Annotated in this window: 26 protein-coding genes; 11 read left to right on the top strand and 15 right to left on the bottom strand. The window is 71.9% G+C overall.

The genetic code is table 11. The annotated features are described in order from the left end of the window. Positions 1 to 76: 76 nt before the first annotated feature. Complete coding sequence (locus Dsi01nite_RS04870) at positions 77 to 691, top strand: ArsR/SmtB family transcription factor (protein ID WP_308442012.1); 615 nt, start codon at positions 77 to 79, stop codon at positions 689 to 691. Then, positions 688 to 2,049: an MFS transporter gene (locus tag Dsi01nite_RS04865; RefSeq protein WP_239135685.1), complete on the top strand. Its 1,362-nt coding sequence runs from the start codon at positions 688 to 690 to the stop codon at positions 2,047 to 2,049. The genes Dsi01nite_RS04870 and Dsi01nite_RS04865 overlap by 4 nt, the downstream gene beginning before the upstream one ends. On the opposite strand, the gene Dsi01nite_RS04860 is transcribed toward Dsi01nite_RS04865, so the two are convergent. The 7 genes from Dsi01nite_RS04860 to Dsi01nite_RS04830 are packed head-to-tail and all read right to left on the bottom strand — an operon-like array spanning position 2,024 to position 8,599. Beyond that, a complete protein-coding gene (locus Dsi01nite_RS04860; RefSeq protein WP_203844778.1) occupies positions 2,024 to 3,010 on the bottom strand; it encodes a hypothetical protein in 987 nt (328 codons plus the stop codon). The genes Dsi01nite_RS04865 and Dsi01nite_RS04860 overlap by 26 nt on opposite strands. Next, positions 3,007 to 3,513, bottom strand: a complete 507-nt coding sequence (locus Dsi01nite_RS04855) for an RNA polymerase sigma factor (protein ID WP_203844777.1) — start codon at positions 3,511 to 3,513, stop codon at positions 3,007 to 3,009. The genes Dsi01nite_RS04860 and Dsi01nite_RS04855 overlap by 4 nt, the downstream gene beginning before the upstream one ends. 31 nt (positions 3,514 to 3,544) lie before the next feature. Further along, on the bottom strand, positions 3,545 to 4,381 hold the full coding sequence (locus Dsi01nite_RS04850) for a sugar phosphate isomerase/epimerase family protein (RefSeq protein ID WP_203844776.1): 837 nt from the start codon (positions 4,379 to 4,381) through the stop codon (positions 3,545 to 3,547). Next, positions 4,378 to 5,496: a Gfo/Idh/MocA family protein gene (locus tag Dsi01nite_RS04845; protein ID WP_203844775.1), complete on the bottom strand. Its 1,119-nt coding sequence runs from the start codon at positions 5,494 to 5,496 to the stop codon at positions 4,378 to 4,380. The genes Dsi01nite_RS04850 and Dsi01nite_RS04845 overlap by 4 nt, the downstream gene beginning before the upstream one ends. Then, positions 5,493 to 6,350 (bottom strand): carbohydrate ABC transporter permease, encoded by an 858-nt coding sequence (locus Dsi01nite_RS04840; RefSeq protein WP_203844774.1) that lies wholly within the window; start codon positions 6,348 to 6,350, stop codon positions 5,493 to 5,495. The genes Dsi01nite_RS04845 and Dsi01nite_RS04840 overlap by 4 nt, the downstream gene beginning before the upstream one ends. Continuing rightward, positions 6,340 to 7,263: a carbohydrate ABC transporter permease gene (locus Dsi01nite_RS04835; protein WP_203844773.1), complete on the bottom strand. Its 924-nt coding sequence runs from the start codon at positions 7,261 to 7,263 to the stop codon at positions 6,340 to 6,342. Before Dsi01nite_RS04835 ends, Dsi01nite_RS04840 begins: the two co-directional genes overlap by 11 nt. A gap of 4 nt (positions 7,264 to 7,267) precedes the next feature. Continuing rightward, a complete protein-coding gene (locus Dsi01nite_RS04830) occupies positions 7,268 to 8,599 on the bottom strand; it encodes an ABC transporter substrate-binding protein (RefSeq protein WP_203844772.1) in 1,332 nt (443 codons plus the stop codon). 167 nt (positions 8,600 to 8,766) lie between these two features. On the opposite strand from Dsi01nite_RS04830, the gene Dsi01nite_RS04825 reads away from it, so the two are divergent. Next, a complete protein-coding gene (locus Dsi01nite_RS04825) occupies positions 8,767 to 9,789 on the top strand; it encodes a LacI family DNA-binding transcriptional regulator (RefSeq protein WP_203844771.1) in 1,023 nt (340 codons plus the stop codon). On the opposite strand, the gene Dsi01nite_RS04820 is transcribed toward Dsi01nite_RS04825, so the two are convergent. The 3 genes from Dsi01nite_RS04820 to Dsi01nite_RS04810 are packed head-to-tail and all read right to left on the bottom strand — an operon-like array spanning position 9,779 to position 11,702. After that, positions 9,779 to 10,573 carry an ABC transporter permease gene (locus Dsi01nite_RS04820; protein ID WP_203844770.1) on the bottom strand — a complete coding sequence of 265 codons (795 nt, stop codon included), beginning with the start codon at positions 10,571 to 10,573 and terminating at the stop codon, positions 9,779 to 9,781. The two genes, Dsi01nite_RS04825 and Dsi01nite_RS04820, sit on opposite strands and share 11 nt — an antisense overlap. Beyond that, positions 10,545 to 11,339 (bottom strand): ABC transporter ATP-binding protein, encoded by a 795-nt coding sequence (locus Dsi01nite_RS04815; protein ID WP_203844769.1) that lies wholly within the window; start codon positions 11,337 to 11,339, stop codon positions 10,545 to 10,547. Before Dsi01nite_RS04815 ends, Dsi01nite_RS04820 begins: the two co-directional genes overlap by 29 nt. 36 nt (positions 11,340 to 11,375) lie before the next feature. Continuing rightward, positions 11,376 to 11,702: a MazG nucleotide pyrophosphohydrolase domain-containing protein gene (locus Dsi01nite_RS04810; protein WP_203844768.1), complete on the bottom strand. Its 327-nt coding sequence runs from the start codon at positions 11,700 to 11,702 to the stop codon at positions 11,376 to 11,378. 30 nt (positions 11,703 to 11,732) lie between these two features. On the opposite strand from Dsi01nite_RS04810, the gene Dsi01nite_RS04805 reads away from it, so the two are divergent. After that, the gene (locus Dsi01nite_RS04805) at positions 11,733 to 12,308 is read left to right on the top strand and encodes a DUF4291 domain-containing protein (protein ID WP_203844767.1); all 576 of its coding nucleotides are present in this window, start codon (positions 11,733 to 11,735) and stop codon (positions 12,306 to 12,308) included. Here Dsi01nite_RS04805 and Dsi01nite_RS04800 read toward each other — a convergent pair. Continuing rightward, on the bottom strand, positions 12,284 to 13,087 hold the full coding sequence (locus Dsi01nite_RS04800) for a class I SAM-dependent methyltransferase (RefSeq protein WP_203844766.1): 804 nt from the start codon (positions 13,085 to 13,087) through the stop codon (positions 12,284 to 12,286). The two genes, Dsi01nite_RS04805 and Dsi01nite_RS04800, sit on opposite strands and share 25 nt — an antisense overlap. A 174-nt stretch (positions 13,088 to 13,261) precedes the next feature. Then, a complete protein-coding gene (locus tag Dsi01nite_RS04795; RefSeq protein WP_203844765.1) occupies positions 13,262 to 13,936 on the bottom strand; it encodes a copper homeostasis protein CutC in 675 nt (224 codons plus the stop codon). A 285-nt stretch (positions 13,937 to 14,221) separates the two neighbouring features. Between Dsi01nite_RS04795 and Dsi01nite_RS04790 the strand changes: the two genes are divergently transcribed. Genes Dsi01nite_RS04790 through Dsi01nite_RS04780 form a run of 3 tightly spaced genes read left to right on the top strand, consistent with a single transcriptional unit; the run spans position 14,222 to position 16,377 of the window. Then, on the top strand, positions 14,222 to 14,416 hold the full coding sequence (locus Dsi01nite_RS04790) for an alpha/beta fold hydrolase family protein (RefSeq protein WP_203844764.1): 195 nt from the start codon (positions 14,222 to 14,224) through the stop codon (positions 14,414 to 14,416). Then, entirely contained in the window at positions 14,416 to 15,405 is a 990-nt protein-coding gene (locus Dsi01nite_RS04785) for a LacI family DNA-binding transcriptional regulator (RefSeq protein ID WP_203844763.1), read from the top strand. Before Dsi01nite_RS04790 ends, Dsi01nite_RS04785 begins: the two co-directional genes overlap by 1 nt. 39 nt (positions 15,406 to 15,444) lie before the next feature. Then, positions 15,445 to 16,377, top strand: coding sequence for a fatty acid desaturase (locus Dsi01nite_RS04780; RefSeq protein ID WP_203844762.1), 933 nt, complete (start codon positions 15,445 to 15,447; stop codon positions 16,375 to 16,377). Here the strand turns inward: Dsi01nite_RS04780 and Dsi01nite_RS04775 are convergent. Both Dsi01nite_RS04775 and Dsi01nite_RS04770 read right to left on the bottom strand, forming a co-directional pair. Further along, positions 16,361 to 16,621, bottom strand: coding sequence for a DUF7336 domain-containing protein (locus Dsi01nite_RS04775; protein ID WP_203844761.1), 261 nt, complete (start codon positions 16,619 to 16,621; stop codon positions 16,361 to 16,363). The two genes, Dsi01nite_RS04780 and Dsi01nite_RS04775, sit on opposite strands and share 17 nt — an antisense overlap. An 89-nt stretch (positions 16,622 to 16,710) precedes the next feature. Beyond that, positions 16,711 to 17,259, bottom strand: coding sequence for a hypothetical protein (locus Dsi01nite_RS04770; protein WP_203844760.1), 549 nt, complete (start codon positions 17,257 to 17,259; stop codon positions 16,711 to 16,713). 234 nt (positions 17,260 to 17,493) lie between these two features. Here Dsi01nite_RS04770 and Dsi01nite_RS04765 point away from each other — a divergent pair, with 234 nt between their 5' ends. The 4 genes from Dsi01nite_RS04765 to Dsi01nite_RS04750 all read left to right on the top strand — a co-directional run bounded on the left by Dsi01nite_RS04765 (position 17,494) and on the right by Dsi01nite_RS04750 (position 19,229). After that, on the top strand, positions 17,494 to 18,204 hold the full coding sequence (locus Dsi01nite_RS04765) for a peptidylprolyl isomerase (RefSeq protein WP_239135684.1): 711 nt from the start codon (positions 17,494 to 17,496) through the stop codon (positions 18,202 to 18,204). Positions 18,205 to 18,224: 20 nt separating this feature from the next. Next, a complete protein-coding gene (locus tag Dsi01nite_RS04760; RefSeq protein ID WP_239135683.1) occupies positions 18,225 to 18,608 on the top strand; it encodes a VOC family protein in 384 nt (127 codons plus the stop codon). 85 nt (positions 18,609 to 18,693) lie between these two features. Next, complete coding sequence (locus Dsi01nite_RS04755; protein ID WP_203844758.1) at positions 18,694 to 18,927, top strand: hypothetical protein; 234 nt, start codon at positions 18,694 to 18,696, stop codon at positions 18,925 to 18,927. After that, the gene (locus Dsi01nite_RS04750) at positions 18,927 to 19,229 is read left to right on the top strand and encodes a type II toxin-antitoxin system PemK/MazF family toxin (RefSeq protein ID WP_203844757.1); all 303 of its coding nucleotides are present in this window, start codon (positions 18,927 to 18,929) and stop codon (positions 19,227 to 19,229) included. The genes Dsi01nite_RS04755 and Dsi01nite_RS04750 overlap by 1 nt, the downstream gene beginning before the upstream one ends. Before the next feature lie 9 nt (positions 19,230 to 19,238). On the opposite strand, the gene zwf is transcribed toward Dsi01nite_RS04750, so the two are convergent. Beyond that, positions 19,239 to 20,765, bottom strand: a complete 1,527-nt coding sequence (gene zwf / locus Dsi01nite_RS04745; protein ID WP_203844756.1) for a glucose-6-phosphate dehydrogenase — start codon at positions 20,763 to 20,765, stop codon at positions 19,239 to 19,241. Positions 20,766 to 20,976: the final 211 nt, after the last annotated feature.

Below are 20,976 nucleotides of genomic sequence, written 5' to 3'. Positions count from 1 at the left end.
AAGCCGGCTGGGACGTGCATGCAAGCGGTCAATCCGGACAGGTATCGATCAGGACTTCAACCGAGATGCACAAGAGGTGTTGTGCAATTGTTCTTGTGTGTGGCATGGTGGGGGTGTGACGGGACAGGGTGTTACTCAGGTTCGGGATTCGCGGGTGCTTGCTGCTGCGTCGCATCCGTTGCGGCGGCGGTTGATGGATGTGCTCAAGGTTGAGGGGCCGGCCACGGCGAGCATCCTGGCGGCCCGCACCGATCAGGCCGTCGGCAATGTCAGCCACCACCTGAAGGTGCTCGCCGCCGCCGGCCTGATCGTCGAGGTGCCGGAGCGGGCGCGGGACAAGCGTGAACGATGGTGGAACCTCGCCTCGACCGCCCTGCGCTGGTCCGATTCGGACTTCGCCGACGACCCCGTCGGGCAGGCGGTCGCCAGTGCCGCCATGTCGATCAACCTGGAGCGGCAGGTCGGTCTCGTGCGGGCCTGGCACGGGGCATCCGATGAGCAGCGGGCCGACTGGGGCGACGCGCCGTTCTCCACGGACAAGTGGCTCTCGATGTCCGCCGAGGAGCTCGCGGCCTTCGAAGGGGAGTTGCAGGGCCTCATCGACAGGTGGGCCAGCCGGGCGGTTCCCGACGACGGTGCCCGGCGGGCGCCGGTGTTCTTCTTCGCGCACGGCGTCCCGGCGAAGCCGTGACCGCGGCCGTGCGCCACGGCGCGCAGGCCGTGCACGACGGAGGCCGGATCGGGCAGCGTGCGTTCCGGCTGTTGTGGGCCGGTCAGGCGACCAGCAACCTCGGCACCAGCGTGACCTCGGTCGCCCTGCCGCTGGTGGCGATCACCATGCTGGACGCCTCCGCGTTTCAGGTCGCCGCGCTGTCGGCGGCCACCTGGGTGCCGTGGCTCCTGATCGGGTTGCCGGCCGGGGCGTGGGTGGACCGGTTGCCGCCCCGGGCGTTGATGATGTGCTGCGACGCCGTGTCGCTGGTGCTGTACCTGAGTGTGCCGCTGGCGGCCCTGGCCGGCGCACTGTCCACTGTGCACCTGTTCGCCGTGGCGTTCGGGACCGGCACGGCGAGTGTCTTCTTCAAGACCGCGTACCAGGTGTTGCTGCCCTCCCTGCTCCGCCCGGCCGACCTGCCGGCCGGCAACGCCAGGCTGCAGGGCACGGAGGCGATCACCCAGGTCGGCGGGCCTGGGCTGGCCGGGCTGATCGCCGGGGCGTTCGGCGCCGTGTGGGCGTTGCTGTTCGACGCGGGAACGTTCCTCGTCTCCGGGCTGTGCCTGCTCGCGATCCGCCCACCCGCCGTAGCACGGAAACCAAGAAGTGCGCCGCTGCGGCAGCAGGTCGCCGACGGGATCCGGTTCGTGGGCCGGGACCCGTATCTGCGGGTGTTCGCGGTGTACGGGGCGGCCAGCAACCTCGGGCTCGTCGCGTATCAGTCGATCCTCGTCGTGTTCCTGGTCCACGACATCGGCCTGGGGTCCGTGGCCGTCGGCGCGGTCGTCGCGGCGATGAGCGCCGGCGGTGCCCTCGGCGCGTTCGTGGCGCCCGCGCTCGGCCGGCGGCTCGGCACCGCGCGGGCGACCCTGCTGTGCCAGCTCGTGGCGATGCCCGCGGCGTTGCTCATCCCGTTGACCGGTCCCGGCCCGCGGCTGGCGGCGGCCGTGGCCGGCGGCGTCCTGATCGGCACGGGCGTGGTCGCCGGCAACGTCATCAAGGCCAGCTGGCGGCAGACGTACACGCCGCGCCAGCTGCTCGGCCGGGTGGTGGCGAGCATGCATCTGCTCAACTTCGGGACGATGCCGCTCGGGGCGTTGATCGGCGGGGCGCTGGCGAGCTGGCTGAGCGTGCGCGCCGCGATCTGGTGCGCGGCCGCGTGGCTGGCGCTGACCTGCGTCCTGCTGCTGGCCAGCCCGATCCGCGCACACCGCGACCTGCCATCGAAGCCGGCAGAGAAGCCGGAAGAGAAGCCGGAAGCGCAGGACACGAACAGCAGCGCTACGAACGTGGACCATGACGGCGCCGTCACGGTGCTCCGGCGACGCTCGTGAAGTACTGGTCCAGGAACACCGTGTGCCAGGTGGTGCCGGTGGCGTCGGTGTAGCCGGCGGCGAGGACGACGCCGGTGTTCGGCGAGACCAGGATGCTGCGGCCGCCGTGCTCGCCGGGGCTGGGCTGCGGGCCGGCGCCCTCCGGGCCGGTCACCACGACACCGACGCGGCCGGACGGGTCGGTCGCCTCGGCGCCGCAGATGATCCCGTCGGTGCGGGCCAGGAAGCGCAGCAGCGCGATCCGGTGCTCGCGGTCGAGGATCCGCTGGCCGACCAGTTCCTCGACGCCGGTGATCGCCTGGGACGGGCCGTTGTCCCTCGGCTGGTAGAGCGCCTCGGCCATCGCCGCCGGGTCCGCGGCCGGGACCTGCTTGCGCGGGGTGCCGGCCGGCAGGTCCTCCTCGCGGGTGCCGGTGTGCGGCAGCCACGACGGGTTGTTCCGGAAGAAGGTCCGGGACGCCGCGTCGGCGTATTCGGGCTGCTGGTTGACGATGCGGCGATGCACCGATCCGTCCTCGGCCGTCCACGTCCGGGTCTCCACCTGATACGTGAACCTGGCGAAGTTCCCGTTCGGCATCTGCACGGTGCTGCCGCTGGTCCCGGCCGTCCGCAGGTACTCGTACGGGCCGCCGACCCCATCGCGCATGTCGGTCATCGCGCTGTCGGCGAGCCGGTCCAGGCAGCCGGGCGTGCCGCTCGGCGCCGGCACCACCGGGGGCCCCGCGGGCGGCTGGTCGCCGCCGCGCAGCAGGATCGCGGCGGTCGTGCCGGTGACCGCGGAGACGGCAAGGATCGCGGCGGCGGCGGCGAGGACCCGGCGGCGGCGCACCGGCGGGCGCAGGTCGTAGCCGGTGACGTCCTGGGTGGCGCGATACAGCAGGGCCTCGACGTCGCCGGGGGCGACGGGCACGTCCCGCGCCGGGTCGGCGGCGGTCAGCAGGTGCATGATCTGCTCGTTCATCGGGTGCCTCCCACCGGCGACGGGGTCTCGGCGACCAGGGCGGTGAGCCGGCGGCGGGCGCGGTGCAGCCGCACCTTGGCCGCGGTCGCGCCGCAGCCGAGGACCAGGGCGGCCTCGGCGACCGTGAGCTGCTCCCACGCGACGAGCCGGAGGATCTCCTGGTCGTCGTCGGAGAGGCGGGTCAGTGCCGCCCGCACGTCGAGGAGGTCGGTGACGCCGTCGTGCCGGTCGGCCGCGGGATGCTCACCCAGCTCGTCGTGGAACGGCAGCGCACGCTGGGCCCGCCAGTGGTTGGCGAGGAGGCGCCGGGCCACCCCGTACAGCCACGGCAGGGCGAGCGGGGGCACGTCCCAGCGGCGGCGCCAGGCGACCAGGAACACCTCCTGGGCCAGCTCCTCCGCCGCCGGGCTGCCGTCGAGCCGGCGCAGTCCGTAGCGCACGACGTCGGCGTAGTGCCGGGCGTACACGCTCCGGAACCAGCCGGTGTCACGATCGTCGTCCATACCCCGTTCTATGTCGCCGGTGCGGTGATGGTTACAGCAGGCTCCGCAGATACTCGAGATTGTCGGCGGTCCGCTGCTCCAGGGGCAGGGCGGTGGAGAAGTCCTCGACGGTGACCCAGCCGTCGTAGCCGTGCGCGACGAGCGCGGCGAGGTACCGGCCGACGTGCGCCTGCCCGGTGCGCAGCGGCGCCCAGTCGTGGACCCAGGTGACGGTGCCGTCCGGGGCGGTGTCCGCCGGCAGCCAGGCGACGTTCTTCACGTGGACGTGCTGCAGGTACGGGCCGAGCAGCTCGAACGCGGCGCGGTGGTCCTCGTGCCCCTCGATGACGAGGTTGCCCAGGTCGTGGATGACGCCGATGTGCCGCGGGTCGAGGCCGTCGACGAGCCGCATCGCCGCCGACGCCGAGGACACGATCGTCTCGTGGTGCAGTTCGACCAGGATCGTGACGCCGTGCCGCGCGGCCAGCCCGGTGGCCCATTCGAGGTCCTTGCGGGTGGCGTCGAACAGGTCCGGGTAGCGGCCGGTCGACAGCATCGGCATGGTGACCCGGACCCGGCCGGCGCCGAGGGTCGCGGTCGCGGCGAGGAGCCGGGCGACGTCGTCGTGCTCGAAGCTGCGGGCGTAGCCGCCGATGCCGGAGTACTCCAGGCCGGCGCCCCTGGTGAGCGCCGCGAGCTCCGGCAGGGCCGCCTCCAGGCCGGTGAGGGCCCAGGTGGCGCGGTTGCCCTTCCAGAACCCGGGCTCTGGGGCGTCGTCCTGGTCGACGACCCGCCATTCGATGCCGTCCCAGCCCTGCCCGGCGAGGTGCCGCACGGCCTCCTCCGGGGTCCAGTCCGGGGTCGACGCGGTGAAGACCGAGAACCTCACGCCTGCTCCTCCTTGATCACGTCGGTCACCGCGGGGCGCACGTCGTCGTGCACCCCGTCGAGGACCTGGTCGAACAGCACCGGACGGCCGAGGGTGGCCGCCACGTAGACGGCCCGCACCGTGGCGAGGGCGAGGAGGCCGTCGGCGACCCGCACGCCCGGTGGGCGCCGCTCGTCGATGGCCTCGACGAGGTCCTGGTACTGGCGCAGGTGCCCGAGCACGAAGCCGTCGGCGGGTTTCGGCGCGCCGGAGATGTGCTCGGGGCCGACGAGGTCCGTGGCTGTCTCCTCGGAGCCGGCCGACGAGAAGTACTCCAGCTGGTCGTCGTGCAGGACGGCGGATCCGCGGGTGCCGTGCACCTGGAGCCGCACCGGCAGCCCGGGGTGGGCGCTGGTGCTGGCGTGCAGGACGGCGAGGGCGCCGCCGGCGAAGCGGAGCGTGGCCACGGCGAGGTCCTCGACCTCGATCCGGTCGTGGGCGATGCGGGCGGTGCGGGCGGTGACCTCGACCGGCGGGCCGAGCAGGGCGAGCATCTGGTCGACGAGGTGGATGCCCTGGTTGGCCACGGCGCCGCCGCCGTCGAACTCCCAGGTGCCGCGCCAGTCGGCGGAGTCGTAGTACGCCTGGTCGCGCCACCACGGCATGGACACGACCGCGGACGTGAGCCGGCCGAGGCGGCCCTCGCGCACCGCCCGCTGCACGGCGACCATCGCCGGGTCGAACCGGTGCTGGCTGACCACGGCGCAGACGAGCCCCCGGTGCTCCGCCTCGGCGGCGACCTTGGCGAACGCGCGGGCCTTCGGCAGCGACACGTCGAGGGGCTTCTCGACGAGGAGGTGCGCGCCGGCCCGCAGCGTCTCCTCGGCGGCCTCGACGTGCAGCCCGCTGGGGGTGCAGATGGCGACGAGGTCGACCTGCTCCGCGGCCAGGGCGTCGCCGAGCGTGCGGTGGCAGGAGGGGGGCGGGTCGATGCGGGCGGCGAGGGCGGCGTTGGCGGCGTCGACGGCGTCGACGAGGGCCACGATCCGCAGACGGGGATGGCGCAGGATGGCGTCGGCGTGGTTGCCGCCGATGATGCCGCTGCCGACGATCGCCACGTTGATCAGGTCTGTCATTTCACTCCCCCGGCGGTCAGGCCGCCGACCAGGAACCGCTGGAACACGAGGTACAACACCACCACCGGCAGCGCGCAGATGAGCGCGGAGGCCATCAGCTGCCCGTAGATCGGGATGGCGCCACCTTCCTGGGTGGCGCCGAACACCTGCAGGGCGACCGCGACGGTGCGGCTGTCGGGGTTGGTCATGACGGAGGCGAACAGCACGTCGTTCCAGCCGAGGAGGAACGCGAAGATGCTCGCCACGACGAGGCCGGGCCAGCTGAGCGGGATGATGATCGAGCGCAGGATCCGCCAGGACGAGGCCCCGTCGAGGCGGGCGGCCTCGTCCAGCTCGGCCGGCAGGCCGCGCAGGTACGTGACCATCACCCAGGTGGAGAACGGCAGCGCGAACGTGAGGTACGTGACGAACAGCGCCCAGCGGGTGCCGATGACCTGCATGCCGAGGACCGCGGACAGGTTCGCGAACAACACGAACACCGGCAGCAGCATGAGCGTGCCGGGGATGGACTGCAGCGCCAGGAGGCCGCGCAGGATGAGGCCGCGGCCGAGGAACTGGAAGCGGACCAGGACGTAGGCGGTGGCGACGGCGACCAGCGCGGACACGAGCGCGACGCTGCCGGCGACGACGACGCTGTTGGCGAGGCCGGCGCCGAGCTCGACCGTCGACCAGATCTTGGCGTAGTTGTCCAGGTGCAGGCTGGTCGGCCAGAACGCGCCGCGGGCGACCTCGAGGTCGTCGTTGACGGACGCGAACAGCATGTACAGCACCGGCGTCATGACGAACACCAGCAGCACCGCGATGACCGCAGCCTGGACCCATCTCGGCAGCAGCCTCTGGACATCAGTTCTCATGCTGGTTCAGCCTCACCGCGCGCAGGTACACCGACAGCGGGATCGCGACCAGGACCAGCGACAGCACGGCCATGGCGGCGCTGAGCCCGAACCGGAAGTTCTGGAAGCTCTCCACATACGTGAGCACCGGCAGCACCTCGACGTCGTGCGGGGCGGGCACCCCGAACAGCACGTACGGCAGCGTGAAGCTGTTGAGGTTGTGCAGGAACGCGATGATGAGCGCGAGGGCCAGGACGCCGCGCAGGTGCGGGAAGATCACGTAGCGCAGCTTCGCCCACCAGGCGGCGCCGTCCAGCGCGGCCGCCTCGTGCACCTCCTCGCTGATGCTCTGCAGGCCGGACGCGGCCAGCAGGTACAGCAGCGGCCAGGACGTCCACAGCTGCACGACGACGAGCGTCCAGTAGCTGTTGGGGCCGTTGAGCCACAGGTGCTGCTCGCCGAGGACGCTGTTGGCGGGGCCGGCCGGCATGAGGATCGTGCGCCACACGGTGCCGACGACGAAGGCCGGCAGCACGTACGGGATGAGGAATGCCGACCGGACCAGCGCGCGGCCCTTGAACCGTTGCTGGGTCGCCAGGGCGGCGGCGAGCCCGACGGGCAGGGTCGCGACGGTGACGAGGGCCGAGTAGCCGACGGACACCCAGATGGCGTGCGGCAGCGCGGTGTCGGTGACCGCCTCGACGTAGTTGTCGAACGCGATGAACGGCGCACCCGTCCACTCGCGCAGCGTGTACTGGTCCAGGTCCAGCAGCGACACCGTGAGCGCGACCCCGAGCGGCACCAGGATGACCAGGACGAGCAGGATCCCGCCCGGTGCCAGCATCCACAGTGGACGGTTTCGGTTCCGGCGGCGGGGCGGCGGCCCGGGGTTGGAGTCCCGGGCCGCCGGCGGTGCGACAGTTTCGATCGCCATGAATCTATTTACTCTTGTCCAGCGCGTCCTGCGCGGCCTTCTGGCCGTCGGCGATGAGCGCCTTGAGCTTCGCCTCGTCGAGCTTGCCGTCCTTCAGCGCCGGGATCGACTGGACGACCACGTTGACCAGGGCCAGCTGGACCTGGCTCCAGGCGCCGTTGAACGGGGTGCCGCTGGCCTTCGACGCCGAGTCGATGATCGGCGCGAGCGCCGGGTCGGACTGCAGCTTCTTGGCGGCGGTCGCGTTGGTCGGCAGCTCGCCGAACGTCTTGTAGTACGACTCCTGCTGCTCGGGGCTGGTCAGCAGCTTCACCAGCGCGAGGGCGAGGTCCTTGTTCTTGGTGTACTTCGCCACGACGAGGTTGTCGCCGGACAGGATGCTGGTCGCGCCGACCCCGTTGCCCGGCTTGCTGGTCTGCCCCGGCGGGATCGTCGGCATGATGGCGTAGGCGTACTTGCCGGCGACGGCGGACTTGTCCAGGGTGACCTTGGACGTGGCGGAGACCATCGGCAGGAACGCGGCCTTGCCGGCGCCGAAGTCGGCGATCGCCTGCGCGTTCTTCCAGCCGACGGCGGCCGGGTTGACGACCTTGTCGGTGGCGAGCCAGCCGAGGTAGGTCTGGTAGGCCTTCAGCGTGCTCGGGTCGCTCAGCGACGCCTTCTTGTCCTTGACCAGGGGGTTGCCGGCCTGGACGCTCATCGCCCAGATGAACTTCCACGGGTCGAACCCGTCGGCGTAGGCGACCGCGAGGCCGTAGGTGCCGCCGCTGGTCAGCTTCTTCGCCTGCTCGAGCAGGCCGTCCCAGCTGTCCGCCGGCTTGTCGATGCCGGCCGCCTTGAGCAGGTCGGTGTTGTACGCCATGACGAACGGGCGGCTGGTGAACGGGATGCCCACCTGGTGCTCCGCGTCCGGGCCGGAGATGCCGAGGGTCGCCGGCAGGAACGCGTCCTTGCCGCCGAGCTTCTTCCAGTCGTCGTCCTTGAGCTCCAGGAACGCGCCGGTCGCATACGCGGTCGGGGTGAACGTGGTGCCGAGGGAGTAGATGTCGGGGCCCTGACCGGACAGCACCGACGTCTGGATCTTCGTCAGCTCGTCGTTGGGCGAGGCGAACGTCTCGAACTTCACCTCGGCGCCGGTCTGCGCCTTGAACTTGTCGTTGATCTCGGTGAACCAGGCGCGCTGCTGGTCCGGGTAGATGGTGTTGGCCTGGACGAGGACGTTGAGCGTCTTGCCGGCGCCGTTGAGGCCGGTCTCTTCCGTTTTCGGGCTGTCGCCGGAATTGCCGCAGGCGGCTAACAGCAGGCTGGTCGTAACAATGGCGATGATTCGTCTCATGGGGGTGTCCACTCCTCGTGAGCGGTGCGCCTTCGCCGGCGTTCCTGGGGGTGTGGCTGGGGCGCATCGATGCTGCTTGACGGCGGATTGAGCCGGACGCTATCAGCGGCGCATTCATGGCGGCAACCGCTTGCCATCGTTTGCCATCGTCTGCTCTGCTGTTGGTCATGCCCCGTGCACACCAGTTCGGATCCGGTGACCGGCCGGTCACCATCAACGACATCGCCGCGGCCACGGGGGTCGCCGCGTCGACGGTGTCGCGCGCGTTGAACAACCCCGGCCGGGTCAACCCGGCGACCCGGGAGCGGATCGAGGCCGCCGCCCGCGAGCTGCGCTACGTGCCGAACTCGCAGGCGCGCGCGCTGAGCTCCGGGCGGACCGGCGCGATCGCGGTGCTGGTCTCCGACGTGACCAACCCGTTCTACTTCGGCGTGCTGCGCGGCACCCAGATGCAGCTGAAGGCGGCCGGCTACGCGCAGCTGCTGATCGACACCGAGGACTCCGGGGACCTGGAGGTGGAGCTGCTGCACAAGATGCGCCGCTCCCTCGACGGCGCCATCCTCGCCGCGTCCCGCCTGCCGGACCGGGCGCTCGCCGCGCTCGCCGAGGACATCCCGCTCGTGACCATCAACCGCAACGTCCGCGGGGTGCCGAGCGCGATCATCGACACACCGGCCGGGATGGGCCAGGCGGCGGAGCACCTCATCTCCCTCGGCCACCGGTCCATCGCCTACGTGTCCGGGCCCGAACGGTCCTGGCCGAACGAGGCCCGCTGGCACGCGGTCAAGGCCGTCGCGGCCCGGCACCGGTTGACGTTCACCCGGGTCGGGCCGTTCCCGTCGGGGCGCCGCTCCGGCTCCGCGGCCGCCGACGCGGTGCTCAACACCGGGGCGACCGCCTGCATCGTGTTCAACGACCTCCTCGCCATCGGCGTCCTGCAGCGGCTGCGCGAGCGGGAGATCCGGGTGCCGGAGGATCTCAGCGTCGTGGGCTGCGACGACATCTTCGGCGCCGACTTCTGCCACCCGCCGCTGACCACCCTCACCGCCCCGATCGAGCAGGCCGGGCGGGTCGCGGTGTCGATGCTGCTGTCCCGTCTCGACCCGAGCGCCCCGGCGATGCGGCAGTCGGTGATGCTGCCCGTGCATCTGACCGTGCGGGGATCCACCGGACCGCGCCTCAGCGAGTGAGCCGCCCGAGGATCGCCGAGGCCACGACGATCGCGACGGCGGCGGAGCCGACCAGGACGCCGTAGTCGAGCAGCAGCCGGGCGTGCGTGCCGATGAGCAGGCCGCGCAGCGCCTCGACCTCGTAGCTGAGCGGGTTGACGTGGTTGAGGACCTGCAGCCAGCCGGGCATGACGGTGACCGGGTAGAGCGCGTTGGAGGCGAAGAACAGCGGCATGATGATCGCCTGGCCGATGCCCATCATCCGGTCGCGTTTCAGCACGAGGCCGGCGAGGGTGATCGACAGGCAGCAGAAGAACGCCGAGCCGAGGACGAGGACGGCGGCGACGCCGAGCAGGTGCAGCGGGTTCAGGTCGAAGGAGACGCCGAGCAACGCGGCGAGCACGACGACGACCAGCGCCTGGGTGAGGGCCCGCACGCTCGCGGCGAATGCCTTCCCGGTCACCAGCGCGGCCCGTGGGGTGGGTGTCACCATGAGCTTCGCGAGCACGCCGGCGTCGCGCTCCCAGATGATGTGGATGCCGTAGAAGATCGAGACGAACAGCGCCGACTGGGCCAGGATGCCCGGGGCCAGGAAGTCGAGGTACGGCACGTCCCCAGTGGGCACGACGCGCAGCCGGGTGAACGTCTGCCCGAAGATGATCAGCCACAGGGCCGGCTGGATCGCCCTGGTGACGACCTCGGTGCGGTCCCGGCGCAGCTTCTGCAGCTCCACCAGGCACAGCGCGAACGTGCGCGAGGCCAGCAGCCGGACCGGCTCAACGGGCGCGGCGAGCGACACGGACATCTTTGAACCCTCCCCCGTCGAGGTCGTCGCCGGTGTATTCCCGGAACACGTCGTCCAGGTTCGCCGCCTCCCCTTGCAGCGACGCGACCAGCGCGGCCGGGGTGTCCAGGGCGCGGATCCGGCCCCGGTGCATGAGGGCGACCCGGTCGCAGTTGGCCGCGGCCTCCTCCATGTAGTGGGTGGTGACCAGGACCGTCATGCCGGTGCGGGCACGGGTCTCGTGGATGCGCTCCCAGACCCCGGCCCGGGCGACCGGGTCGAGGCCGATCGTCGGCTCGTCGAGCACGAGCAGCCGCGGCGCGCTCACCAGGGCCTGCGCCAGCTCGAGGCGGCGGACCATGCCACCGGAGTAGGTGCCGGCGGGCCGGTCGGCGGCGTCGGCAAGGCCCATCGCGTCGATGACCTCGGCGGTGCGGTCCCGGCGCTGCGCCCGCGGCACGTCGAACAGCCGGGCGAACAGCGCGACGTTCTCCCGGCCGCTGAGCGCGGGGTCCGCGGACAGCGCCTGCGGCACGTAGCCGATCAGCCGGCGCACCGCCATCCGGCGGCGGCGCACGTCGAGGCCGAACACCTCGACCGTGCCGGCCTGCGGCGGCAGCAGGGTCGTCAGCACCCGGATGGTCGTGGTCTTGCCGGCGCCGTTGGGCCCGAGCAGGCCGAAGATCTCCGCCCGGCGGACGACCAGGTCAAGGGCGTCGACCGCGACGGTCTCCTTGAACCGGTGCCGGAGCCCGTCGATGCGCACGGCCGGTTCGTCGGGTTCCACACCGCCAATATAGCTCGTTAGCCGGGCTAATGATCCCTACGGCGTGTCGCCGGCCTGGCGCCAGCCCCGGGTGTAGACGACGGCCAGCTTGTCCTCGACCGCCTGTCGCAGGTCGATGCCCATGGTGTGCGCGGTGACGAACGCGGTGATCACCACGTCGGCCAGCTCCGCCTCGACGTCGCTGAACGGCCCCGGCCGCCGCGCCATCCCGGCGTGCCGGCGGACCGCCCCGACGAACTCCCCGACCTCCTCGGCGAGGGCCAGGGTCTGCCGCAGCTGCGCCGACTCGGTGAACCCGGCCGCCTCCAGGTGCTTGGCGATGTCGGCCGCCGTGTCGGGCAGGTCGTTCAAATCGAATGGCATCCCGGCACCCTAGCCCTCTACGGTTTCCTCGTGCCCGTCCCGTACCAGGAGATCCGCGCCGTCCACGACGACGAGACGATCACCGTCTACCAGGCCTACTCCCCCGCGATCGCGGTGCCGGCCGTCGCCGCGCAGCGGTTCGTGCCGCCGTTCAAACGGGACCGGATGACGTGGGTCAAGCCGTCGTTCCTGTGGATGATGTACCGCAGCGGCTGGGCCATGAAGGAAGGCCAGGAACACGTGCTCGCGGTCCGGCTGCGCCGGGCCGGGTTCGATGCCGCGGTCGCCGGCGCGTGCCTCAGCCACTACTCCCCCGCCGTGCACGCCAGCCGGGCCGACTGGTCCCGGCGGCTGCGCATCAGCCCGGTCCGCGTCCAGTGGGACCCGGAGCGCTCGCTGCAGCTGCAGCCGCTGGGCCACCGGTCGCTGCAGCTGGGGCTCAGCGGCGACGCCGTGCACCGATACGTGGACGACTGGACCGTCTCCATCAGCGACGTCACGCCCCTCGCCCACGAGATCCACGCCCTGGTGCGGGCCCGGTCGCTGGACGAGGCACAGGCGCTGCTCCCGGCGGAACGCCCCTACCAGCCGGTGACGATCACGTAGCCCTTCGGGTCCCGGACCGTCCCACCGCCGTCGAACCACCGGGCGGCCTCCGCCGCGATCCGCGCCACGACCGCCGGCCGCGCCGGGTCGTCGTCGCTGACGCCGAACCCGGTGAGCATCGACACCGCGTACGCCACGAGCGGCGCCGGCTCGTGGAACACCAGGGCGTTGTCGTGCCGCTCCACGCGCGTCTCCCCGAACACCGCCGCCACCAGGCCCGGCAGGTTGTCGCCGTGCACCGGAACGGTGTAGACGCCGGGGTCGAACCCGTGCGCCGCGACCGCGTCCCTGATGAGCCCGTGGATCCTCGGATACGCGTCCCGGATGTTGACCACGGCCGCGAACCGCCCGCCGGGCCGCAGCACGCGCCGCGCCTCCCGGATCGCTTCGACGGGTTCGCCGACGTGATACAGCATGTGCCGGGCGGTGACGACGTCGAACGTGCCGTCGGGCCACGGCAGCGCGGCCGCGTCACCGAGGCGCACCTCGACCCCGGGCAAGCCGTCGAGCGCGGCGACGGCGGCCGGCGAGGTGTCGACCCCGGCGGCCTTCACCGTCGCTCGCGGGTTCGCGCTCGGGATCGCGCTCAGGGGCCCGCCGGAGGTTGCCAGCCGGCGCAGGAACGCTCCGGTGCCGCAGCCGACGTCGAGCACCGCATCGGTGGCGGTGTGCCCGACGGCCGCGAGGACGGCGGCGTCCACGTCGTCGTCGTGATCGCTGTGCCGCAGGTGTGTCTCGATGCGCACCCGCAGCGGGTCGAGCGTCCGATACTCCAGCATCCCCCGAGCCTAAGGCGTGTTTGGTAAGTGGGGTCGGAGCGAGGCGAGGCCCAGACGTCGGCTGGGGCCGCGCCGGGCGCGGCCGGATGCCGGGGTTGTATCCGGGTGTGACCGGCGTGGTTCCAGGCGGCGTCTGGGTCCGCCGCAGCCCGGCATCCACTTACCAAACGCGCCTTAGTCCGTGAGGCTCGACCGGAGCCGGTGCACGAGGGCCGGGTCGACGGGGTTGTCCCAGTCCCGGTCCCGCCGGACGGCGGCGCCGGAGTGGAACGCGGTCACCCCGGCCGCACGCAACGGCGCGATGTGCTCGTCGCGCAGCCCACCCCCGACCAGCAGCCGCGGGCCGCTCGCCGACGCCTCGCCCAGGACCGTGGCGAGCCCTTCGGAAAGCCCTGCCGGGGCACCGGCGGTGAGCACCGTGTCGAGCCCGGGCAACCCGGCGAGCGCCGCCCACACGGCGGCCCGGTCGCCGGCGTGGTCGATCGCGCGGTGAAACGTCCACGGCGCGCCGTCCAGGGCGTCGACCACCGTGCGGACCGCCGGCAGGTCGACGTCGCCGTTGCGGTCCAGGAACCCGAGGACGAACTGGTCACCCCCGGCGGACCGCAGCTCCTGCGCGGTGCGCCGCAGGGCGTCGAGGTCACCCGCCGCGAAGTCCGCCCGGGACCGCAGCATCACCCGCACCGGCAGGTCGACCGCCGCGCGCACGGCGGCAACGGTCGCCGGCGCCGGGCTCAGCCCCGCCGCGGCCATGTCGCTGACCAGTTCGACCCGGTCCGCACCACCGTCACACGCATTCCGGGCATCTGCGGCATCAAGGGCGATGACCTCCAACAGCGGCATGATCATGACCCAATCCTGCCAGCGCCGTCCGCCCTCGGCCCGTTTCACTGCTGTGATCCGGAAGACCTCGAGCACCCAGGGGCGCACCGGGTCTTCCGGATCACGGGAAAGGCGGCGAGGGCCGGGGTCACCCGGTGCTCCAGGAGGAGCGCGTCGCTGGAGCGACCCCGCGTCCCCTCCGGGCGCCGACCTGATGCTGACCAACGTGATGCTGTACTGGCTGACCGACACCATCGCAGTTCGACCCGGCTCTATGCACTGTCGCCGCCGGGGCCGCGGGAGGTGATCCAGGTGCCCGCGCCGGTGCTGGTGACCGACGAGCCGTGGCTGCCGGTGCCGCCGGAGGAGTGGCTGCGCCGCGCGTATCCGCGGCTGACCCGGGTCGCGCACGCGGGCACCGGCGGGCACTTCCTGGCGGCTGAGCGGCCCGCACTGTTCGTGAGCGGGATTCGCAATGCCTTCCGGGAAGACCATAAACTCACGTGATGCAACACAAACGGCCAACCCTTGACGACGTCGCGCAGGTCGCCGGGTTCTCCAGGGCCACCGTCTCGCGGGTCATCAACGGCAACTCGCGCGTCGCGGAGGAGGTCCGTGAGCAGGTGCGGCGGGCCGTCGAGCAGCTCGGCTACCGGCCCGACCCGGTCGCCCGGGCCCTGGCCCGCGGGCACGGCGACGTCGTCGAGCTGATCGTCGTCGACGACGAGCCGACGTGCTTCGGCACCAACCCCTACTACGGGCGGGTCGTCGCCGGGATCGTCGAGGGGCTGCGGCACTCCGAGGCGCAGATGCGGGTGCACGTCGTCGGGCTGGCCGAGGCGTCCCGGCTGCTCGACCGGGTCGCGCACTCGGCCAGCGTGGGCGCGATCCTCGTCAACGTGCCGCCCGCGCTCGCCGCGGACTTCCACGCCGTCTGCCCGCGGGTCGTGTCGATGGGCCGCACCGCCGAGCCGGTGCCGTCGATCGTGCCGGACAACACCACGGGGGCGTATGAGGCGGTCCGGCTCCTGCACCGCAACGGGCGCAAGCGGATCGCGGCCGTCCCGGGGCCGGCGCACATCAGCGACGCCGTCGACCGGCGGGCCGGGTATCTCGCCGCGATCCACGACGCCGGCCTCGAGCCGATCACCGGCGAGGGTGGCGAGTTCAACCGGGAGACCGGCGCCGCCACCACCCGGCAGCTGCTGGCGGAGCACCCGGATCTCGACGCGCTGTTCGTCGCCTGCGACCTGATGGCCTCCGGGGCGCTGCAGGTCCTCGCCGCGGCCGGCCGGCGGGTGCCGGAGGACGTCGCGGTCATCGCCTTCGACGACAGCCTCATCGCCGCGTGCACCACCCCGCCGCTGACGTCGGTGCGCCAGCCCGTCGAGGAGATGGCGGCCGCCGCGACCCGGGCCCTGCTCGCCGGCGAGGTCGGCGCCGGCTGGCACGGCACCTTCCCGACCTCGCTGACCGTCCGCCGCAGTTCAGGCTGAGTTCTCCCGGGCGACCCGCACGGGAGTTACCTTGCGGGCATGGCTGCCCGTCAGACATTGATCTCGGGGGTACTGACCACCGCCGCCGCCGGCACGCTCGTGCTGCAACTGCTGATCCTGCCGGTGTGGCTGCTGCCCGCCGACCCGCGCTGGGGCTGGCTGCTGGTGCCGGTCGTGCTCACCACCGTCCCGCTGTGGTCGCTCATCCACGAGGGGATCCACGGGACCCTGCTGCGCGACCGCCGCTGGAACGACCGCCTCGCCCGGGTCCTGGCCACCGGCTACGGCGCGCCGTTCGCGCTGCTGAAGGTCGGGCACCTGCTGCACCACCGCTACAGCCGGACCCGCCGCGAGCGGACCGAGGTCTACGACCCGGCCGTCACCACGTGGCTCGCCGCGGCGCGCGGCTACTACCCGCGCCTGCTCGGCGGCCTCTACCTCGTGGAGGCCGCGTCGGTGGTCCTCGCCGCCGTGCCCGCCGCCGGGTGGCGGTGGCTGGTGCGCCACACCGACTCCCTGGACTCCGTCACCGGCCTGCTCCTCGACCGGGTCTCCCGGCGCGACACGCTGCGCCGGTTTCGGGTCGAGGCGCTCGCCGTCGTGGCGACCTACGCCGCCGCCGTGGCCGGCTACGGGCGGCACGCGTGGATGCTCGCCGCCGCCGTCGGTGGCCGGGCGCTGCTGGTGTCCCTCGCCGACAACGCCTACCACTACCGGACCCGGCTCGAACGTCCCCTGGACGCGATGAACCTGCGGCTGCCGCGGCCGCTAGAGCTGTTCGTCCTCGCGTTCAACCTGCACAGCGTGCACCACCGGCACCCGGGGCTGCACTGGTTCGAGCTGCGCGCCGCCTTCCACGCCGACGCCGACGAATGGCACCTCGGCTGGGCCACCGCCGTCGGCCGCCAGCTGCGCGGGCCGGTCCCGGAACCGGCCCTGCTACGGCTCGAGCCGCTCAGTCCGTCACGGTGACGAACCCCTCCGTCCACTGGTCGTCGTCGACGACGGAGGCCGCGATGAGGAAGCAGTCCGGCTCGTCGGAGAACCCCGGAAGCTCACGCGCCCGCGCGATGCGCTCCCGGGCCCGCTCCTCGGTCGAATAGACCCCGAGGATCTTCACGTCGTCGCCGTCCGCCTCGTCCCAGCTCAGCTCGCCGTCGGTGTCACGGTGGTCAGGGCCCGCATGGTGCACGTGCCACAGCAGGAACACGTCCATGCCCGGAAACCTACATCGATGCCAGCCACCCTTGTCGGGTGAGATTCACCGAGTGCCGAACCGGTGTACCGACGGTGACCGCGCGCCGGTCACGCCGTCGGGCTGCCGGGTGCCGGGGACAGCGGGTGGGCGCCCCGGGCCCGCGCGCCGCGATCCCCGTGGCGGGGGCGGTCGGCGTACGGGGCCCGGGCGCCCCACGGCGCCGGGCTCGGCGGAAGGGCCGCCAGATCGCCGGTGGCGTTGAACGCCATGCGGTGACCGCCTCGGACGCTGCGGGTGCCGGCCACCACGAGCGCCGCCGGCACGGCTTCCAGGAAGCGTTCCAGGTTGTAGTGGCATTCCCGGGCGCGCAGGTAGGAACGGCTGGACATGCCGACGGTCGCGCCGTCGACCTCCGCCCGCCAGACCCACTGCCCGTTGGACTCCACGGCGGCGACGGTGCTGCGCACCGCGGCGAACCCGGCCTGCAGGCGCAGCACCGCGTCCCGGCACGCGCCGTAGGTGTCGAACGTCCGTGCCGCTCTGCCCAGCGGCCGGTTGTTCGGCGACACCAGCATCCAGGTGGTGGCCGCGGCGACCGTGCCGTCATCGGCGGCCGCCCCGGCCAGTGCTAAGAAGACGAACCTCGATTGGTGCACCCGCTGCTCCCTCGCCCGCCAGGAACGCCCACCCACTGGGACACACGTTCGGGACGGCGCATGACCAACAGGCGCGGCCACGCGCGCACGCCGGACATGCAAGAGGTGAACAACAGGAAGGGGCAGGACCGTTGCTATACCACCGTTCCACCGCAAACGTCGAAAACGGGTCTTGACGCCAGACATCGATATCCGTTAGACCTTTGAGATTCCTAATCTTCGATGGAGGACATCGTGGTCCGAACTCGTGTCGCCGTGGTCGTGCTCGCCCTGATCGCCACCTCGGCGTTCGCCGCCACGCCCGCGCAGGCGTCCGGCGAGCCCGTTCCCACCGGCGGGCCGTGCGCGTACACGCCGACACCGGACGATCCCGCGGTCCGGCCGGTGCCACTGCCCAGGGATCCGCGGCACACCCCGTCGCGGGGCACGGTCACCGTCACGCTGGTCACCAACCTGGGCCTCATCCCGCTGACCCTGGACCGGGCGCAGGCGCCCTGCACGGTGCAGAGCTTCCTGCACCTGACCCGGCACGGCTTCTACCACCGCACCGTGTGCCACCGGCTGACGACGTATCCGACGCTGAAGGTCCTGCAGTGCGGCGACCCGTCCGGCACCGGCGAGGGCGGCCCGGGGTACCGCTACAAGGACGAGCTGCCCACGAACCTGCCGCCGGCGCCGACCGACCCGACGGGCGCGCGCAAGGTGTACGCCCGCGGCGTCCTCGCCATGGCCAACGCCGGCCCGGACACCAACGGCAGCCAGTTCTTCCTCGTCTTCGCCGACTCGGCGCTGCGGCCCAACTACACGATCTTCGGCCAGGTCCGGCCGCTGGGCCTGCACACCCTGGACCGGATCGCCGCCGGCGGGGTCGCCCCGACACCCGAGGACCCGGCCCCGGTCGACGGCGCCCCGGCCCTGCCCACATCGATCATCCTGGCCGTGTAGCGGCCGGTACATTCTGCGGCGTGGCTCATCTCAGCAGGCTCTACACGATCGTCCTGGACGTGCCCGCCGCCGACCACGACGCGACGGTGACCTTCTGGCGGGGTGCCCTCGGCGCCCCGCTGGAACAGGTCGGCCGGTATCCGGAGTTCCACGGGGCACTGATCCCGCACCACGACCTGGTGCTGCTCGCCCAGCAGCTCGGCGACGGCGGGCCGCGCGTGCACGTCGACATCCACACCGACGACCTCGACGCCGAGGTGGCCCGCCTGGAGGCGCTCGGCGCGACCCGGGTCGAGCGTCAGGACCGCTGGTGGGTCATGCGCGACCCGGCCGGCGTCACCTTCTGCGTCGTCCTGGACCGCCCCGGCATCCTCACCGAGGCCAACGCCACCCGCTGGCCCTGAATCACGACTTGCAGCCTAGTGGCCATAGGGCTAATATCGCCGCATGACGACACCGGACTGCATCCCAGATCGGTACCATCGTGGTATGACGACACAGATTGCCGTGCGGTTGCCGGACGACATCGTGAAGTACATCGACCAGGAGATCGCCGACGGCACCGCGACCAGTCGCGCGGCGGTCGTGCTGCGCGCACTCAAACGCGACAAGAGACATCAGGACGCGGAGCATGACGCACGGATCTACGCGGCGGACCAGTCGGACGAGTTCGCCGACTTCCATGCGTGGGCCGCTGCCCGGCGGCCGCTGGACATCGACTGATGCGGCAGATCCGCCTGGCGCAGACAGACAAGCCGCGTCCGGTCCTCGTTCTCACCCGGGAACGGATCCGACCGCATATGCGATCGGTGACCATCGCACCGATCACGACAAGGATCCGCGGCCTTCTCACGGAGGTGCCGGTCGGCCCCCAGAACGGCCTCGACAGGCCATCGGTGGTGTCCTGCGACAACATCGAAACCGTGGACCGTGATGCGCTCGGTCCCCTGGTGGGATACCTGCTCCCCGATCAGGAGCAGGCACTCGCCAGAGCGATCACGGTCGCGTTCGACCTGGAGACCTGACGCGGCCGGTCAGGCGACCGTGTTGCGCCAGGCGCGGCCGCTGCGCTCGATGAGGCGGTTCGCCTCCGTCGGGCCCCAGGAGGCGGCCTCGTAGGTCGGGATCGGGCCGGTGTCCTCGGCCCAGCGCTCCAGGATCGGGTCGACGATCCGCCAGCACTGCTCGACCTCGTCGGAGCGGATGAACAGCGTGGTGTCGCCGATCAGGGCGTCGAGCAGGAGCCGCTCGTAGGCCTCGGGGGACTCCTCGCGGAAGGTCTTGTCGTAGGAGAAGTCCATGCTCGCGGAGCGGACCCGGAACGAGTGGCCCGGGACCTTCGCGCCGAAGCGCAGGGCGATGCCCTCGTCGGGCTGGATGCGCAGGATGAGGGCGTCGGGCTGCAGCTCGGTCAGCTGCCGGTTGGGGATCGGCAGGTGCGGCGGGCGCTGGAACTGCAGAGCGACCTCGGTGACCCGGCTCGGCAGGCGCTTGCCGGTGCGGACGTAGAACGGCACGCCGGCCCAGCGCCAGTTGTCGACGTCCAGGCGCAGCGCCGCGTAGGTCTCGGTGCGCGACAGGGGGTCGACGCCGGGCTCCTCGCGGTAGCCGGCCATGAGCTCGGAGCGGGAGCCGCCGCGGGTGTACTGCCCGCGCACCGCGATGTCGTCGATCGCGCGGCCGCTGGGCAGGCGGATCGCCTGGAGGAGCTTGACCTTCTCGTTGCGGACCGCCTCGGCGCTGAACGACGCGGGCGGCTCCATCAGCGCGAGGGCGAGGACCTGCAGCACGTGGTTCTGCACGATGTCGCGCATCGCGCCGGCGTGCTCGTAGAAGCTGCCGCGGGTGCCGACGCCGAGGGTCTCCGCGACGGTGATCTGCACGTGGTCGACCCAGGTGCGGTCCCAGATCGGCTGGAAGATGGCGTTGGCGAAGCGCAGCGCCAGCACGTTCTGGACGGTGTCCTTGCCCAGGTAGTGGTCGATGCGGAAGACCTGCGACTCGTCGAAGGCGGCGTGCACGGTGGCGTCGAGCTGCTTGGCGCTGGCCTCGTTGTGCCCGTAGGGCTTCTCGATCACGAGGCGGGCGAAGGAGTCCTCGCGGGACTGGTGCAGGCCGGCGCCGGCGAGGCCGTTGATGACGAGCGGGAACGCCTCGGCGGGGGTCGACAGGTAGAAGATCCGGTTGCCCGCGGTGCCGCGCTGGTGGTCCAGCTCGTCGAGCACGGTGGCCAGGCGCTTGTACGTCTCCGGGTCGTCGTAGCCGCCGGAGATGTACCGCACCGCGCCGGCCAGTTGCGGCATGCCCGACAGGCCCCGGTCGCCGAGCACCGCGTGGATGAACTGGTCGTCGTCCATCGGGGTCCGGGCGACGCCGACGACGGCGAACCGCTCGGTGAGCCGGTTGTGCCGGGCCAGGCTCTCGATCGCGGGGATCAGCTTGCGCCGCGTCAGGTCTCCGGAGGCACCGAAGATGACGACCGTCGCCGGTGGGGCCTGCCGGTCGTCGGACTCCTGCGGGATGGTGACGTGCTCGCCGATCGTGCCGTTCTCGCTGGGCATGGATGCGCGCCTCTCCTCGGACTGCCGCCGTGACACTACGAGTCAACCGCCACGCACAGCAACGATTCCAGAACGTGACCGGCGTCTCGCGAATCCCAGCCTACGGTCAGGCAAGCGGTTGCACGGCCCTCGATCCCGCCGCACCTCATGGAACACACGGGGAACACTGGGCACCGGGCTGGTGGGCGGCGATCATGACGGGTAACGTGGA

The organism is Dactylosporangium siamense, assembly GCF_016862795.1.
In the GTDB taxonomy this organism is placed as follows: Bacteria; Actinomycetota; Actinomycetes; order Mycobacteriales; family Micromonosporaceae; genus Dactylosporangium; species Dactylosporangium siamense.
This window is presented reverse-complemented; position numbering and strand designations above follow the sequence as displayed.